The sequence below is a fragment of the Hydrogenophaga sp. genome, assembly GCF_018780385.1.
GTDB lineage: Bacteria > Pseudomonadota > Gammaproteobacteria > Burkholderiales > Burkholderiaceae_C > Hydrogenophaga.
The window spans coordinates 39,622-56,551 of the sequence record NZ_JADMJO010000080.1; the positions used below are offsets into that span (position 1 = coordinate 39,622).

The window sequence follows — 16,930 nt, forward strand, 5'->3', positions numbered from 1 at the left end:
TTCGTGTGACGCGCCGATGACGCAACTCTGGCCGAACGGACCATGGCCCTTGACTGGGTCGTCAAGGAACGGTCACGCGGGCTGCGGACACTGGCGCCACCCACAACCCGATAACAGGACGCCCCATGGCCCACCACCCCATCGATGACTGCAATCTTTCCGACGCCGAACATTTCCAGGAGGTGCTCGCGCGCGGCCGCCTCTCGCGCCGCCACCTGATCCAGGGCGGGCTCGGGATGGCCGCCTTGTCCAGCATTCCCCTCATGGGCATGTCCGAGGCACTGGCCCACCAGAAGCCACACAAGAAGCAGCTCGATTTCGACGCCGTGGCCAAGAGCATTGCCGACCAGATCGTGCTGCCCGCCGGCTACAGCTTCACGGTGTTGCACGCCACCGGCGACCGCATTTCCAACGAGATTCCCGACTACACCAACCTGGGCACCGAGACCGACGACTGGAGCCTGCGGGTGGGCGATCACCATGACGGCATGGACATCTTCCACGTCGGTCCGCGCGGCCGTTACACGGAGCGCGACACCCGTCGTGCCGTGCTGGTGGTCAACCACGAGAGCTCGGCCGACGCCCACTTCTTCCACGCCAATGGCCAGACCTCCAACGGTGTGTCGGGCAAGAAGTTCTCGCAGTTCTCGGCCGCGTCGGGCGGCTGGGATCTGGGCACGCGACCGGAATCCGAAGTGCTCAAGGAAATCAACCACCACGGCGTCTCCATCGTGGAAGTTCGCAGCAACCGCCATGGCGACTGGGAATACGTGGTGGAGTCGGAGTTGAACCGCCGCGTGAACGGGCAGACGCCCATGCGCATTGCCGGCCCGGCCGCCCACCTGGCCGACATCCGCAGTTTCATGGTCACCCGATACGACCCCACCGGCAGAACCTCGCGCGGCACGCTGAACAACTGCGGCCATGGCAAGACGCCCTGGGGCACCTACCTGGCGTGCGAGGAAAACTGGGCCACCTACTTCTACATGCCCAACGGTTCGGTGGACGTGGACGCGAAGACCAAGGCGTCGCGCCAACGCTACGGCGTGATCCGGGCTCCGTTCACCGGCGTCACCGGCGCGCCGGGCCAGGGTTGGTCCGCGGTGGCCTCCAAGGCCACGGACGACCGCTTTGGCCGTTGGGACGTGTCGGCACCGGGTGCCACCGCGGCACAGGATTTCCGCAACGAACCCAACACCTTCGGCTTCAACGTCGAGATCGATCCGCTGAACCCGGACGCCGTGCCCGCCAAACGCGTGGCCATGGGTCGCTTCGCGCACGAAGCGGCTGTCTGCAGCATCCCCGTGAAGGGCAAGCCGCTGGCCTTCTACATGGGTTGTGACTCGCAGAACGAGTACATCTACAAGTTCGTCACCAAGGCCGTGTGGGATCCGCGTGACGAAGGCCGCGGCATGGCCGCTGGCGACAAGTACCTGAACGAAGGCAAGCTGTTTGTGGCCAGGTTCAACGACGACGGCAGCGGCGTCTGGATCGAACTCAACACCGCCAACATCACCGCCCTGAACCCCGGTTATGCGGCCACCTACGCGTTTGCGAACCAGGCCGACGTGCTGGTGAACACCCGCCACGCAGCCACGGCCGTGGGCGCCACGCGCATGGACCGTCCGGAATGGGGTGCGATCAATCCCAAAAACGGTGAGGTCTACTTCACCATGACCAACAACAGCAGCCGGACGGTGGCCAACACCGACGGCGCCAACCCGCGCGCCTACGCCGACAACGACGGCCTGACCCGCTCGGGCAACCCCAACGGCCACATCATCCGTTTCCGCGAGTTGGGCGGCGCGGCCACCGCCCTCCAGTTCGCCTGGGACATCTTCCTGTTCGGCGCTGAAGAAGACGCGGGCGCAGGCATCAACCTCTCTGAATTGACCGACAAGAACGACTTCTCGTCACCCGATGGTCTGTGGTTCAGCCAGGCCACCGGCATCTGCTGGATCCAGACCGACGATGGGGCCTACACCGACACCACCAACTGCATGCTGCTGGCGGCGATTCCCGGCCGCGTGGGTGACGGCGGACCGATCACGGTGCAGAACAACCTGGGCGGTGCCGCGGGCAGCGAGAACACTTTTATCGGCGCCGCGCTCGGTGAGGCCCGCCTGCGCCGCTTCCTCGTCGGACCCAAGGGTTCGGAAGTCACCGGCATCACCGAAACAGACGATGGACGCACCCTGTTCGTGAACATTCAGCATCCGGGCGAAAGCACGCCGGCGCTGGGTGCGGGTCCGTTCAATTTCCAGAGCCAATGGCCGGGCAACGAAGGCTACGGCCCGGCGGGTCGCCCGCGTTCGGCGACCATCGTGATCACCCGGGAAGACGGTGGCGTGATCGGTCTCTGATGCACTGAGAATCCAGGGCCACTGCCGGCGCACGTTGGCGGTGGCCCTTGTTTTTTGGTTGACGGAAACCTCGGGAGATCGTGGTCACGGCGCAGTCGCCGTGCTTCAATTCGTGACCCTGATTCCTGGAGGCACCATGAGCACCATGAAATACACAGCCATGATCGGACTGCTGGTCGTCGTGTGCGCCGCACCAATGGCCTGGGCTGAAGACACGCCCAGCAACATGGTGTCAAGCGCTCAAGAACACATGCTCTCGGCGCGCACTGCCATTGCGGCGAAAGATTGGCGCAAGGCCATTGCCGAACTCAATGTGGCGGTCAAGACAGAGCCGCGCAACGCAGACGCGCACAACTTGCTGGGCTACAGCCACCGCAAACAGGCCAGGCCCGATCTGCCAAAGGCCTTCGAACACTACAAGCTGGCGTTGCAGATCGATCCCGGGCACAAGGGGGCGCATGAGTACATCGGTGAGGCCTATCTCATGGACAAAAAGCCTGCCGATGCCGAGCGGCATCTGGCTGAACTGGCCCGGATCTGCGGCAACCAGACTTGCGAGGAATACGCGGACCTGGCCAACGCGATCAAGGACTACAAGGCCAAGCCGCCGCGCTGAGTCCCGTCAACTCCGCGGCATGGCCGGATGCGCCTCGGGCGGGCGTTGTTCCATGTAGCCGCGCCCGTCCTTCACGCCGGTGCGCCCGGCGATCTGCCAGGCGGTGCGCTGGTCGATCAGGCGGGCGAGGAACTCCAGCTCCTCGTCGGCGTGGTTCAAGGCCGGCGCGGGGGTGAGAAAACGCCCGGCCTGGGGCGAGGCCTCGCCCCAGAACGACTGGTGGTAGCTCGACACCGACAGCGCCCGGTTGCCACCGGCCTCCATCTCCACCGTGCCGTAGCAGTTGCAGAAATAGCTGCGGTTGGCCTGGTCGGCAAACACCTCGGTATACACGCCCGTGCCCCGGATGCCGGCGGTCAGCGTGGGGGTGACGATGGAGCGGTTGGGGCCGCTGCCGAAGGCGCTCACCACGGCGCCGGTGAGCAGGCGCAGCAGGCTCACGGTGTGCAGGGTGGCACCACGCTCCACCGTCATGCGCGAGTTTTGCCGCACGTTGAAGGACGCATTGCCCAGCACGAAGATCAGCCGCGAGGCCGGGCCGGTGGCAATTTCGTCGCCGGTCTGGATGGTTTGCTGGGGCAGCATGCGCCGCCCGTTGAGGAGCACGTCGCCCAACAGCTCCACCACGTTGCTGCGCTGCTGCGCCATGGCTGCCGGCAACCCACCCATGGCCACCCAGGCCGCCGCCGCCTTGAGGGTGTCGCGGCGCTGGAACCAGGTCACTTCGCTCTCGACGCGGCCCTGCAGGGTGTGTTGGCTCATGCTTCTTCTCCGGTGGTGATGGGCATTGGTCGCTCGGTCGACTCGAAGCTGTCCGCAAAAGTGAAATATATCGAGGTGTGAAACATCGAGGCCATCAACAGGACAGCCGGGTACAAAACGAAGTTGAGCGCGGTCGCGCCGCCCAGCAAGGCGCCGAGCAGGCTCATGAGCAGGCCCACCAGCATGAACACGCCGACCCAACCCAGCGAATACATGAGCATCGCGCCCTTGTTGCCCCAGCAGGCCATGAAGCTGAAGAACAGGCTCTTGCCCGGGCTCACGCCGTGCCAGTGCACCAGGGCCGGTGCATGCCAGAAGGCCATGAGCACCGGCAGGTAGACCACCAGGCCCGCCAGCAGGCCCTGATTGGCCAGCGAGGCCCGCACCACGTCGGCCGTGACTTCACCTGCATTCGGGTCCACGGGAGGCGCTTCACCGGCAAACAGCGTGGCCACGCCCAACACCAGCAACAGGCCCGCGGCGTACATCGCACCGAGGACGAGCATGTTGCGGGTCTGCACCGGCGTGCCTCGAAGGCCGGAGATCAGCGTGGACGGCATGGGGAAACGGCCCTGCACGGCTTCGCGCGTGGCCGCCATCAGCCCCAGCGTGGCCGCCGGCACCAGTGCCAGCGAGATCATCGTGCCCAGCAGCGGAATGAGCGAGAGCACCGAGACGGTGGCCATGAACATGAAGAACAGGCCGGACATGGCCAGCGGCTGGCGGAAGAAGGTCTTAGCGCCCAGCTTGACCCACTGCAGGCCGGTGCGGGCGGGAACGAGGTGGAGTTTCATGCGGTCACGGGTTGGGGCGCTGTGGCGGAAGCAGCGGCATCGAGCAGCTGCACCGACAGGTGGCGCGCGTGGGTGACGCGGTCGCGCAGCACGCGTTCGAAATGGGTGGGGTCGTGGGCCTGCAGCATGGCGGCCTCGCGGGGCAGGTGCAGGTCCCAGAGGCGGGAGATCCAGAAACGCAGGGCGCCGGCGCGCAGCATGGCCGGCAGCAGGCTGCGCTCGGCCGTGCTCAGCGGCCGCACCGCCTGGTAAGCCGCCAGCAGGGCCCGTGCGCGAGCCGCGTCGTGGCTGCCGTCGGTGGCGTCCTGGCTGTGGTGCACGCACCAGTCGTTGAGGCAGACCGCGATGTCGAACAGGAAGGTGTCGCAGCCGGCGAAATAGAAATCGAAGAAGCCGGTGAGCTCGCCAGCTTCGAACATCACGTTGTCGCGGAACAGGTCGGCGTGGATCGGGCCGCGTGGCAGGGCGGTGTAGGCCGCACTGGCCGCCACATGGTTCTGGTACGCCAGTTCGGTGCGGATCAGGTCGGCCTGCGGCGCGCTCAGAAAGGGCAGCACCACCGGGACGGTTTCGTTCCACCACGGCAGACCGCGCAGGTTGGGCTGGCTCAGGGGGAAGTCGCGCCCGGCCAGGTGCATGCGCGCCAGCATGGCGCCCACCGCTTCGCAATGCGCCACGCCTGGGGTCAGCTCGCTTTTGCCGCGCAGCTTGTCCACCACGGCGGCGGGCTTGCCTTGCACCGTGTGCAGGATCTCGCCGCTGGCGGTGGCGGCCGGGTCGGGTACCGGGATGCCTTGGCCCGCCAGAAACTTCATGAGGTGCAGGTAGAACGGCAGTTGCTCGAAACCCAGCCGTTCGAACACGGTGAGCACGTGCTCCAGCGTGGCGCCCTCACGCTCGCTGGTCACGAAGTAGTTGGTGTTTTCAATGCCGCCCTGGATGCCCCGCAGTTCGGTGAGGTCTCCCAGATCCAGGGTGTGCAGCAGGGCAGCGGCTTCCGCGAACGCGACTTCGGTGTAAACGGCCATGAAACGCGCGATCAGAAGTTCAGGATGCGCCAGCTGCTGCGACCGGCATTGCCGGTGCGCTTGCCACCGACTTCGCCGGTGCCTGATCCGTTCGTGTCGGGGTTGATCTGGTAGGCCGGCGCGCCGTTCTTGGGTTGCACCTCGATGCTTTTTGTCTCGCCGCCCACGCGCACCTCGTCAATGCGGGTGAGCGCGTCTTCGTTGGTGATGCGTTCGATGCGATCGCGTGGCGAGACCGGCTGGGGCGGCTGCTCCACCGGGGCGGTCTGGGCCTGGGCGGCCGAGGCCAAGGTGAGGCCCGCCACCAGGGCGAGGGCGGAGAGCAGGCGTGGGGTGTGGGCGTTCATGCCTCATTGTAGGCAGGGGGGGCCTGCGGCGCACGCGAAGGGCCAAGCGACCGGCCTTCGGAGGGGGCTCGATCTCCCCGACAATGCTCGCATGTCCGACGTAACATCCCCCGCCCCCGCCCCCGCCCCCACCCCCACCCCCACCCTGTTGCTGGTCGACGGCTCCAGCTACCTCTACCGCGCGTTCTTTGCTGGCGGCGAATCGATGAGCACCAAGCTCCCCGATGGCACGGAGCTGAAAACCGGCGCCATACGCATCATGATCAACATGATGCAGAAGCTGCGCAAGGATGTGCGCGCCGATTACGCGGCCTGCGTGTTCGACGCCAAGGGCCCGACCTTTCGCGACGCGCTCTACCCCGAATACAAGGCCAACCGCTCGCCCATGCCCGACGACCTGCGCGCGCAGATCGGGCCGATTCACGAGGTGGTGAAGCTGCTGGGCTGGAAGGTGTTGGACGTGCCCGGCGTGGAGGCCGACGACGTGATCGGCACGCTCGCGCACGTGGCGGCGCAGCAGGGCATCACCTGCATCATCTCCAGCGGCGACAAGGACCTGAGCCAGCTCGTCAACGAGCACATCACCGTGATCGACACGATGAACGACCGCAAGCGCGATGTGGCCGGCGTGACGGCGGAATTTGGCGTGCCGCCGAGCCTGATGCTGGACTACCAGACCCTGGTGGGCGACCAGGTGGACAACGTGCCCGGCGTGCCCAAGGTGGGCCCGAAGACGGCGGTGAAGTGGCTGATGGAATACGGCTCGCTGGAGGCGCTGGTGGCGCGCGCGGGCGAGATCAAGGGCGCGGCGGGTGAGAACCTGCGCAATGCGCTCGACTGGCTGCCCAAGGGGCGCGAGCTGCTCACCATCAAGACCGATTGCGATCTGAAGGAACACATCGACGGGCTGCCCGCGCTGGACGCGATCGCCATCGGCGGACAGGACTCCGAGGCACTCATCGTCTTCGGCGAGCGCTACGGCTTCAAGGGCCTGGTCAAGGCGCTGGTGCAGCATCAGACGCCGCCCGAGCTGATCGAGGAACAGCAGGCCAAGACCAAGGCCAAAGGCAAGGCGGGCGACGGATCGCCGGGTCTGTTCGATGAGCCTGACCTTGGCGGCAGCGCCGAGCGCGTTACCAACCTGAAGTACGACACCATCGTCGACTGGGCGATGTTCGATGACTGGCTGCAGCGCGTGCTGGCCGCCGAGCTGGTGGCGGTGGACACCGAGACCACCTCGCTCGACGAAATGCGCGCGGAAATCGTGGGCATCAGCTTCAGCGTGAAGCCGGGCGAGGCGGCTTACATCCCGCTGCGCCACAGTGGGCCGGATGCGCCCGAGCAACTGCCTTTCGACGAGGTGCTGGCCAAACTCAAGCCCTGGCTGGAGGACGGCAGCAGGAAGAAGCTCGGCCAGCACATCAAGTACGACCGCCACGTGTTCGCCAACCACGGCATCGAAGTGCAGGGGTACGCGCACGACACCATGCTGCAGAGCTACGTGCTCGAGGTGCACAAGCCGCACGGCCTGGCCAGTCTGGCCGAGCGCCACCTGGGCCGCCAGGGCATCAACTACGAAGACCTGTGCGGCAAGGGCGCGCACCAGATCCCGTTCGCGCAGGTCGACGTGGCCAAGGCCTCCGAATACTCGTGCGAGGACAGCGACCAGACGCTGGACGTGCACCTGACGCTCTGGCCCCAGCTGGAGGCGAACGAAAAGCTGCGCTTCGTCTACCAGCTGGAGATGGAGAGCAGCGAGGCGCTCTACCGCATCGAACGCAACGGCGTGCTGATCGACGCGCCCATGCTGGCCGCGCAAAGCCACGAACTGGGCCAGCGCATCGTGGCGCTGGAGCAGGAGGCCTATGCCATCGCGGGCCAGCCGTTCAACCTGGGCAGTCCCAAGCAACTGGGCGAAATCTTCTTCGACAAACTGGGCCTGCCGGTGATCAAGAAGACCGCGACCGGCGCGCGCAGCACCGACGAAGAGGTGCTGGAAAAACTCGCCGAAGACTACCCACTGCCGGCCAAAATCCTGGAGCACCGCGGTCTTTCCAAACTCAAGGGCACCTACACCGACAAGCTCGCGCAACTGGCGCTGCCGCGCACCGGCCGTGTGCACACGCACTACGCGCAGGCCGTGGCGGTGACCGGTCGCCTCTCCAGCAACGACCCGAACCTGCAGAACATCCCTGTTCGCACACCGGAAGGCCGGCGCGTGCGCGAAGCCTTCGTGGCGCCGGCCGGCCACGTGATCGCCAGCGCCGATTACTCGCAGATCGAGCTGCGCATCATGGCCCACATCAGCGGCGACGAGGCGCTGTTGCGCGCCTTCCACGAAGGGCTGGACGTGCACCGCGCGACCGCCGCCGAGGTGTTCGGTGTGGAGACGGCGCAGGTCAGCAGCGAGCAGCGCCGCTATGCCAAGGTGATCAATTTCGGCCTGATCTACGGCATGAGTGCCTTTGGCCTGGCCAAGGCGCTGGCCATCGACAACACCGCGGCCAAAAATTACATCCAGCGCTACTTCGAACGCTTCGAGGGCGTGAAGCGCTACATGGACGAGACGCGGCAGAGGGCCAAAGCGCAGGGCTACGTGGAGACGGTGTTCGGTCGGCGTCTGGTGCTGCCGAGCATCCAGGCGGCAAAAGGTGCGCTGTTGTCCTCGCTGGAGCGGCAGGCCGTCAACGCACCCATGCAGGGCACGGCGGCCGACCTCATCAAGCTCAGCATGGTGGCGGTGCAGAAGGCGCTGGACGAGCAGCAGCGCGGTACGAAGATGATCATGCAGGTGCACGATGAACTGGTGTTCGAGGTGCCCGAAGCGGAGGTGGACTGGCTCAGGACCGAGATCCCGCGCCTGATGGCGGGCGTGGCTGAGCTCAAGGTGCCGCTGCTGGCGGAAGTGGGCGTGGGACCCAACTGGGACAAAGCGCATTGATATGGAACACCCCCGCCGCGCGTTCCTGTGCGCCGGCCTGGCTGTGGCGGGCTGGCCTGCATGGGCGCAGACCGACGACAAGTGGGGTGCGCAGCGCGGATACCCGGAGAGCCGCTCCAGCTTCGAGCGCCTTCCAGAATTCCGCGTGGGCAATTATTCGGGCGGCCACGAACGTTCGATCCGCCACCACGTGATCCGCGCGGGCGGCGTTGCGGCGCCCTGGAACGAGACGCCGGTGAACGATTTCCACTACCGGTGGGCGGGGTGGCGAAAGACGCCCGACCAATACCTGGCGCAGTGGCCCGTCACCGGTCTGCTGATCGCACGCGACGGCAACATCCTCTTTGAGCGCTACCGCTTCGCGCGCCAGCCGTCCATGCGCTTGCAGAGCTGGTCCATGGCCAAGAGCGTGAGCTCGTTGTTGCTGGGCATCTGCCTGGACCGCGGGCTCATTGCGTCGCTGGACGATCCGGCCGCCCGATACGTGCCCGAACTCGAAGGCACTCTGCACGGCGAGACCACATTGCGCCACCTGGCCAACATGTGCAGCGGCGCCGATGTGGTGCACCAGCGGGACAACGCCACCCTCTACCCGGGCGCGCTGTTGGGCCGGGACCCGGACATCGCACGCACGGTGAAGGCCTGGAACCAGCGCGGCGAGCCTTCGGGCGCGCGCTTCAACTACAACGAGCTGTGCCCGCTGGCTCTGGGCATGGTGATGCGTCGCGTCACGGGCGGGACGATGTCGACGTTTGCCGAACAGGCCTTGTGGCGGCCCTTGGGCGCCGAGGCGCCGGCCACCTGGTTCACCGACGCGCGCGGCGCCGAGTTCAACTGCATCGGCTTCGCCGCGCGGCTGCGCGACTGGGCGCGCCTGGGCCAGCTGGTCGCGCAGCGGGGCCGCGGGCCGGAGGGCCAAGCCATCGTCAGCGAGGCCTGGATCAACGAATGCACCTCCTGGGGCAGCGGTGATGCTGCGGTGCGCTATGGCTGGGCGCGGCCCGCGGTGGGGTACAAGGCCTTGTTCTGGCATTCGCGTGCCGACGGCTCCCGGCCGGCCATGCACGGGCACCACGGCCAGCGCGTGCTGGTCGACATGCCCACGCGCACCGTGCTCGTGCAGACGGCGGTCGACCAGCAGGGTCTGTGGGAGCAAGAGTTGCTGGACATGTTCGACGCCGCCACGCGGGTTTGACGGCCGTGGCAGACTGGGTCGACCCCATCCAGACAAGGAGACACCCGCATGCTCAATGACCCGCACGACCAACATGCCCAGGACCTCGGTGCCCTGCTGCCCGGCCAGTCGAATGAACACGGCACCACCCGCCGCACCGCTCTGAAGGCGGCGCTGGGCGTGGGTTACGCCGCGTCTGCCTTGCCACTGATGGCGCAGACAGCGATCCGGACGCCGTCCGACGGCCTCACCGTGGGCGAGGTCATGATCGACGTCAACGGTTACAAGATGCCGGCTTACCGCGCCGCGCCCGCCGGCAAGACCGGCCTGCCGGTGGTGCTGGTGCTCTCGGAAATCTTCGGCGTGCACGAATACATCGCCGACACCGCCCGCCGATTCGCCAAGGCCGGTTATCTGGCGATTGCGCCCGAGCTGTTCGTGCGTCAGGGCGACGCGCAGAGCTATGGCGAGATCGCCAAGCTGATCGCCGAGGTGGTGTCCAAGGTGCCCGATGCCCAGGTGATGGCCGATCTGGACGCCACGGTGAAATGGGCCGCGGCCAACGGCGGCGACGCCGCCAAGGTGGGCCTGACCGGTTTCTGCTGGGGCGGGCGCCACGTGTGGCTGTACGCGGGCCACAACCCGGCGGTGAAGGCCGGCGTGGCCTGGTACGGCCGCCTGACAGGCGAGTCGACGCCCCTCAATCCAAAGCACCCGGTGGACGTGGCCGCCCAGCTCAAGGGCCCCGTGCTGGGTCTCTATGGCAGCGCCGACACAGGTATCCCCCTTGACACGGTTGATAAGATGAAGGCTGCTCTGGCGGCGGGCACTCCGGCCGCCAAAGCGTCGACCTTTGTGGTCTACCCCGAGGCACCGCACGCCTTCCATGCCGACTACCGCCCGAGTTTCCGCAAGGAACCGGCCGAAGACGGCTGGAACCGTGCACTGGCGTGGTTCAAGCAGCACGGCGTGGCCTGAGCTGCACCTTCGAGGGGAGCCGAGGCCGCTGAAAAGCGGCCTTTTTTGTGGATGAACTGAAAAGAACAACATGACCTTGTTGGCGATCCTGGTGGGTACCGTGGCGGCAGGTGTGGGCAGCGTCTGGCTGGCCGCGTTGATGGCGTTTGCGATGCTGGCGCGCTATACGCAGCACATGCTCAGCATGGCCGCCGGTGCTCTGATGGCCACAGCCTTCATGCACCTGCTGCCCGAGGCGTTCGAGAGCGAGGCCGGCGCGCACGAGCTGTTTGCCATGTTGCTCGGCGGGCTGGTGTTCTTCTTCCTGCTCGACAAGGCCGAGCTGTGGCACCACGGGCACGAGCACAACCACGGGCCGGCGCAGGCAGAAGCGCATGGGGATCACGCCCACCATCACCACGACCATGGCCATGCGCACCACAACCACGGCCCGCGTTCTGGCGGCTGGGCGGTGCTGGCTGGTGACAGCGTGCATGCGTTTGGCGACGGCATCCTGATCGCTTCGGCTTTCCTGGCCGACATGCGCCTGGGCGTGATCACCTCGCTGGCGGTGCTGGCCCACGAAGTGCCGCACCACATCGGTGACCTGGTGGTGCTGCGCCTCACCTCCGGCACCTCGCGCGCTGCGCTGGTCAAGGTCTCCATGGCGGGCACCGTCACCGCGCTGGGCGGGGTGGTGGGTTATTTCCTGGTGACGCAGTTGCAGGCCTACCTGCCGTTTTTCCTGGTGGCCGCGTCCAGCAGCTTTGTCTATGTGGCGCTGGCCGACCTGATTCCGCAACTGCAGAAGCAACTGGGCTTTCGGGACACGGTGGCGCAGGTGGTCTGGTTGCTGGCGGGCATCGTGCTGGTCACCTTGGTGAGCAGCCTGGCCCACTGACCCACATCAAGCGGCGGGTGCGTCACCGAGCGAAAAGCTGAACGTGGCGCCTTCGCCGGGAGCGCTGGTGGCGGTGATGTCGCCGCCGTGGCGCTCGATGATGCGGCGCACGGTGGCCAGGCCGATCCCCGTGCCTTCGAACTCGTTGGCCATGTGCAGGCGCTGAAATGGTTTGAACAGTTTGGCGGCGTAGGCCATGTTGAAGCCCACGCCGTTGTCCCGCACAAAATACCGCGGCGCACTGTCACCCTCGTGCTCGGAACGCCCGAACTCGATCACGGTCTGTGGCTGGTCACGGCTGTATTTCAAGGCGTTGCCCAGCAGGTTTTCCAGTGCGATGCGCGCGAGCTGCGGGTCGCATCCGGCGGCCAGCCCTTCCGCGATGCGGCACTGCACCTGGCGCTGCGGGTGTTTGTCCAGATGGTCCGCCAGGATGGTGCGCACCAGCTCGCTCAAGTCAACGTTCTGGCGCTCCAGCGGTGCCTGGCTCACGCGCGCCAGCGCCAGCAGCGCGGAGATGAGCGAACCCATGCGCGCGGTGGACGACAACACCCGATCGAACATCTCGCGTTCGTCGGCACTCATTCGCTCACCGAGCTGTTCGTCGAGCAGGCGGGTGAAGCCGTCGATGGCGCGCAGGGGTGCCTTCAGATCGTGCGACACCGTGTAAGCAAAAGAATCAAGCTCCGCGTTGAGCATTTGCAGATCGGCGGTGCGCTCGCGCACCCGTTGCTCCAGTGTTTCGGTCAGGCGCTGGATCTCGCGGTCGCGGTGCAGGCGCACCAGCTCGGCGTTGGCGCGGCTGGCAAAAATGGAGACCAACGCCTGAAGATCCTCGCGGAAGGTCAATGGCTTGCGCCACATCGCAAACAGGATGCCGATGGGCGTTCCATCGGCATCGCGCAAGGTCTGTCCGAGGTAGGCCTGAAAGCCTTCCCGGTTGATGCCCCTCGCTTGAGGAAACTCAAGAGGCAGGCCTTGGGGGCACACGAACACGTCCTTCTGCCGGAGGGTTTCAGCGCACGGTGTGTTGGCGGTGTCGAAGCTGAAGGTGGGCATGGGCACTGCATCCTTCCAGATGGAGAGAACATCCACTTGCCGCGAATCTCGGCATTCGCCGATCACCACCATGTCGCATCCGATGGCTTCGCAGAGGTGCTGCGTCAGCGCGCCAAAGAATGCCTCTCCGGTCTCCGCCGCCACGCCCCTGGCCACATTGAGCAACAAGGACTCCCGCCTCTTTTCGGCTGTGGTGTCGATCGTGCAGGACAGGATGCAGGCCTCCCCGTCGATCTCGATGAGTTCGGCCCACAGCCGGGTGTCGACCAAGCTGCCGTCCTTGTGGCGCATCCGGGAGTCGTAGTTGTCGATGCGGCCGTCGCGCAGCAGCTGCGCCACGAACCGTTCGCGGTCTGCAGGCGTGAGCCAGAAACCGGTATCGACCGTTGTCTTGCCCAGTTGCTCCTCAAGCCCCAGGCCTTGCACGGAATTGTGGATTTGATTGCCCTCCACGAAGCTCCCGTCGGAAAGCCGGGTGATGGTGAGGTTCAACGGACTGAAGTTGAAGGCCTTGGCAAACCGCTCTTCAGAGCGCCTGAGCCGGTCCATGGCTTCGGCCTGCGCACTCACATCGGTGATGGTGGTGATGATGAGCTTGTCTTCACGGTCGGTGCCCATCTCGCTGGAGATGAGCGCCTGGAAGAGGGTGCCATCGGCACGCCGGCCCAGACAGGGGAACTGGTCCATGTGGTGCTCGGCGTAGAGCCGCTGCAGGTAGGTGTCGCGTTGCGTCGGGTCGTTCCAGAGAAAGCTCTCCTGGCGGCCCAGCACCTGGTCGCGGGTGTAGCCGAAGCCGCGCTCGAACGCCGGGTTCACATCGAGGATGGAGCCGGTGCGCGCGGACTGGGCCACCATGGGGCTCGGGCTGGTGCGGAAGATGCGGGCAAAACGCTCCAAGCTGCGGTCACGCTGCTGCTCGGTGGCTTTGCGCCGTTCGAATTCCTGGGTCTGCAGCCGGATCGCCCGGTTGGTCCTCACCCGGCTGTGGTGCACCATCAGCGCGGACACCAGGACGGTGGCCGAGTGCGTGATCCACACGCGCAAACTGACGTTGAAGTCCGGCGTGGCCGTCAACAGACCGTTGGCTTCGGCCCAGGTCAGGGCGCCCAGCGAGCCGATGCTGGCCACCGTGGTGACGATGAGCGCCGTGCGCCCCAGAAAAATGCCCGCGCCCAGCACCGCGGCCATGAACAGGAAACCCACGGCGGTGCGCACAGAACCGTAGGTAAGGGCAGAGAAAATGGCAGCGCCCAGCACGGCGGCCACGATGACGTGCGCCACATACCGCGTGCGACCGGAACGCGTGAGACCGTAGCAGAACCATGCGACGACCGTGAGCTCGCCCGCGACCCATCCCTCGTGCTTGCCCGGCGCCGCGAGCACCAGCTCCAGCATGAGCACCAGCAGGCCCGCGATCCCGATCACGAGCGACATCAAGGCCAGCGCAGAGGTGCGGTCCTTGTCTCCGAGAATGTTCAGCGCTGCGTCGTCGTAAGACTGCATGGAGGAAGTGAAGAACATGGATGCAGGGTCGCGGTGGCCGTCAGCTTGCGGCGCAGGGCACATCGGGCGTGTTGCACCATTCGCTCCAGCTGCCGGGGTAGAGCGCCGTGCGGCCCAGGCCAGCAATTTCCATGGCCAGCAGGTTGGGTATGGCGCTCACGCCGCTGCCGCAGTGGTGAACCACGCTGGCAGGGTCGCGCCCGGCCAGCAGGTGTTCAAACTCGGCGCGCAATTGCGCGGCCGGCTTGAAGTGACCATCGGCTCCGATGTTCTCCGAAAAGGGCCGGTTCAATGCGCCCGGAATGTGACCGGCCACCGGGTCCAGTGGCTCGACCTCGCCTCGGAAGCGGGCCGAGGCCCGCGCGTCGATCAGCGTCTGTGAGGGGCGACCGAGCGATTGCACGATGGCGCTGGTGGAGGCGGTGGCTGCGGCTGCCGGCTTGAGGGTGAATTGTCCAGGCACTGGCTGTGTTGATGGCCCGCTGTCCAGTGCACCACCGGCGGCTTTCCAGGCCGCCAGCCCACCATCGAGCACGGCCACGGCCTCGTGTCCGCACCACTTGAGCATCCACCACAGGCGCCCGCAGTAGTTGGCACCCTGGCGATCGAGCACCACCACCTGCATGCCGTCCGACAGTCCCAGGGCCGCCATGCGCCGCGCAAACGTCTCGCGCGAAGGCAGGGGATGGCGCCCGCCGCTGGTGCGGTCAGCGCCCGTCTTGTCGCTGAGGTGGTGGTCCAGGTGCACGTACAACGAGCCGGGGATGTGTTCTTCGGCGAACTGCGCGGCGCCTGCGTCGGGCTTCATGAGCTCGAAGCTGCAGTCAAACACGCGCAGCGTCGCGTCGGAGGACATGAGTTGCCGCAGTTCGCGCGCAGAGATCAGGGTGGTGAACATGCGCGCATTGTGCTTCAGGTCCCAGGCGTCAGTGTTCCTCGGCGGGCGCGTTCGGCACGGCCCGTGTGCGCAGCACCGTGGCGGTGATGCCGCTGACGATGATCAGCCCCATGCCCAGCCAGCCGACGAGGGGCAACTGGTCGCCAAAGATGACGAGGCTGTACAGAGCGGCAAAGACGATGCCCGAGTACTGCAGGTTGGCCACGACCATGGTGGCGCCGCTGGAGTACGCGCGGGTCATGCAGAGTTGCCCCAACACCGCCAGCAGTCCGATCGGCAGCAGCCACAGGGCGCTGGGCCAGTGCCATGGGCTGGCGCCCACAAAGAGCATGCCCAGGGCGCCGGCGAGCACCGCACCAACGGAGAAATAGAACACCGTGCGGCTCTCCGGCTCGCCGGCGCGCGCCAGGGCCGCCACCTGCAGGTATGCGAATGCCGAGAAGATGCCCGACATCAGGCCCACGAACGCACCCACCACCTGGTCTTCACCCAACGACGGCCGCAACATCATGGCCACGCCGCCGAAGCCCGCGAGCACGGCGAGGAACAGCGGCGCTTGCTGTCGGACGGGCGCGTTGCGGCCCTGCACCAGCAATGCACCTCCGAGCAGGAAAGCGGCGATCCAGACGCTGCTCATGTAGTTCAGCGTCATGGCGGTGGCCAGCGGCAGGGTGGCAATGGCGTAGAACCAGGCCGTGAGTGCGGTCACACCCACCACGCTGCGCCACACATGCATCATGGGCAGGCTGGTGCGCAACGAAACGCCTTGCATGCGCGTGAGGCCAATCAGGAAGAAGACGCCCACCAGGCCGCGGTACAGGACGATCTCGAAGCTGTTGAAGTGGGCCGAGGCGAATTTGATGCACACGCCCATGGTGGCAAACAACAGCGACGCGAGGACCATCCAGAGAGCCTGCATACCTTAACCCCCCCGCGCCGCCTGCGGCGTCACCCCCCCGAGGGGGCGCCACTGGCAGCCCGGCAAAGCCGGTTCTGCGGTGGCCTTGGTTGGAGACGCTTCGCTCTCCGAGGGCTTGATATACAGACGGTGTGGCACGAGAGAGGTGTCTCGTTTCAGAGTCACCGTGGAACCGGCTTCGCCGGGCCACAGGTGACGCCCCCCTGGGGGGGTGACGCCGAAGGCGGCGCGGGGGGGCTCATCTTCCGTGCATACCACTCGTGGAAGTGCTGCATGCCGTCTTCCATCGGGCTCTGGTAGGGACCGACCTCGTCGTCACCGCGTGCCAGCAGGGCCTTGCGCCCGGCGTCCATGCGCTCGGCGATCTCGTCGTCTTCCAGGCAGGTTTCCATGTAGGCCGCGCGCTGGGCTTCGACGAACTCGCGTTCGAAGGCGGCGATCTCTTCGGGGTAGTAGAACTCGACCATGTTGATGGTCTTGTCCACGCTCACCGGGTGCAGGGTGGAGACTGTGAGCACGTGCGGGTACCACTCCACCATGATGTGCGGGTAGTAGGTGAGCCAGATCGCGCCGTGCTCGGGCATCCGGCCCTGGCGGTACTGCATGAGCTGCTCGTGCCAGCGCTGGTAGACCGGGCTGCCGGCCTTGCCCAGCAGGTTGGCCGGGCC

14 protein-coding genes are annotated in these 16,930 nt (G+C 66.3%); 6 read left to right on the forward strand and 8 right to left on the reverse strand.

Annotated features, from left to right (window positions below; translation table 11 throughout):
* Positions 1–125 precede the first annotated feature (125 nt).
* Both IV113_RS20080 and IV113_RS20085 read left to right on the forward strand, forming a co-directional pair.
* Positions 126–2,363 (forward strand): PhoX family phosphatase, encoded by a 2,238-nt coding sequence (locus IV113_RS20080; RefSeq protein WP_291088669.1) that lies wholly within the window; start codon positions 126–128, stop codon positions 2,361–2,363.
* 136 nt (positions 2,364–2,499) lie between these two features.
* Positions 2,500–2,979 (forward strand): tetratricopeptide repeat protein, encoded by a 480-nt coding sequence (locus tag IV113_RS20085; RefSeq protein WP_291088671.1) that lies wholly within the window; start codon positions 2,500–2,502, stop codon positions 2,977–2,979.
* Positions 2,980–2,985: 6 nt separating this feature from the next.
* Here the strand turns inward: IV113_RS20085 and IV113_RS20090 are convergent, their stop codons facing one another.
* From IV113_RS20090 to IV113_RS20105, 4 genes are read right to left on the reverse strand one after another with little or no spacing between them, the layout of a single operon-like run.
* Positions 2,986–3,741 (reverse strand): iron dicitrate transport regulator FecR, encoded by a 756-nt coding sequence (locus tag IV113_RS20090; protein WP_291088673.1) that lies wholly within the window; start codon positions 3,739–3,741, stop codon positions 2,986–2,988.
* On the reverse strand, positions 3,738–4,535 hold the full coding sequence (locus IV113_RS20095) for a BPSS1780 family membrane protein (RefSeq protein WP_291088675.1): 798 nt from the start codon (positions 4,533–4,535) through the stop codon (positions 3,738–3,740). The genes IV113_RS20090 and IV113_RS20095 overlap by 4 nt, the downstream gene beginning before the upstream one ends.
* Positions 4,532–5,563 (reverse strand): homoserine kinase, encoded by a 1,032-nt coding sequence (locus IV113_RS20100; RefSeq protein ID WP_291088676.1) that lies wholly within the window; start codon positions 5,561–5,563, stop codon positions 4,532–4,534. Before IV113_RS20100 ends, IV113_RS20095 begins: the two co-directional genes overlap by 4 nt.
* Positions 5,564–5,574: 11 nt before the next feature.
* Positions 5,575–5,910, reverse strand: a complete 336-nt coding sequence (locus IV113_RS20105; protein ID WP_291088678.1) for a hypothetical protein — start codon at positions 5,908–5,910, stop codon at positions 5,575–5,577.
* Between the two features lie 91 nt (positions 5,911–6,001).
* Here IV113_RS20105 and polA point away from each other — a divergent pair, with 91 nt between their 5' ends.
* The 4 genes from polA to IV113_RS20125 all read left to right on the forward strand — a co-directional run bounded on the left by polA (position 6,002) and on the right by IV113_RS20125 (position 11,883).
* Positions 6,002–8,851, forward strand: coding sequence for a DNA polymerase I (gene polA, locus IV113_RS20110; protein WP_291088680.1), 2,850 nt, complete (start codon positions 6,002–6,004; stop codon positions 8,849–8,851).
* Between the two features lies 1 nt (position 8,852).
* Positions 8,853–10,046 carry a serine hydrolase gene (locus tag IV113_RS20115; protein ID WP_291088682.1) on the forward strand — a complete coding sequence of 398 codons (1,194 nt, stop codon included), beginning with the start codon at positions 8,853–8,855 and terminating at the stop codon, positions 10,044–10,046.
* Between the two features lie 48 nt (positions 10,047–10,094).
* Entirely contained in the window at positions 10,095–11,003 is a 909-nt protein-coding gene (locus IV113_RS20120) for a dienelactone hydrolase family protein (RefSeq protein WP_291088684.1), read from the forward strand.
* 70 nt (positions 11,004–11,073) lie between these two features.
* Positions 11,074–11,883: a ZIP family metal transporter gene (locus tag IV113_RS20125; RefSeq protein ID WP_291088686.1), complete on the forward strand. Its 810-nt coding sequence runs from the start codon at positions 11,074–11,076 to the stop codon at positions 11,881–11,883.
* A gap of 6 nt (positions 11,884–11,889) precedes the next feature.
* Here IV113_RS20125 and IV113_RS20130 read toward each other — a convergent pair whose 3' ends face one another.
* The 4 genes from IV113_RS20130 to IV113_RS20145 all read right to left on the reverse strand — a co-directional run.
* Positions 11,890–14,463: a PAS domain S-box protein gene (locus IV113_RS20130; RefSeq protein ID WP_291088688.1), complete on the reverse strand. Its 2,574-nt coding sequence runs from the start codon at positions 14,461–14,463 to the stop codon at positions 11,890–11,892.
* A gap of 22 nt (positions 14,464–14,485) precedes the next feature.
* Positions 14,486–15,343, reverse strand: coding sequence for a sulfurtransferase (locus tag IV113_RS20135; protein ID WP_291088689.1), 858 nt, complete (start codon positions 15,341–15,343; stop codon positions 14,486–14,488).
* Positions 15,344–15,371: 28 nt separating this feature from the next.
* Positions 15,372–16,262 (reverse strand): DMT family transporter, encoded by an 891-nt coding sequence (locus IV113_RS20140; RefSeq protein WP_291088691.1) that lies wholly within the window; start codon positions 16,260–16,262, stop codon positions 15,372–15,374.
* Positions 16,263–16,423: 161 nt separating this feature from the next.
* Positions 16,424–16,930, reverse strand: a 507-nt coding sequence (locus IV113_RS20145) for an SRPBCC family protein (RefSeq protein ID WP_291088693.1), incomplete at its 5' end; no start/stop codon positions are given.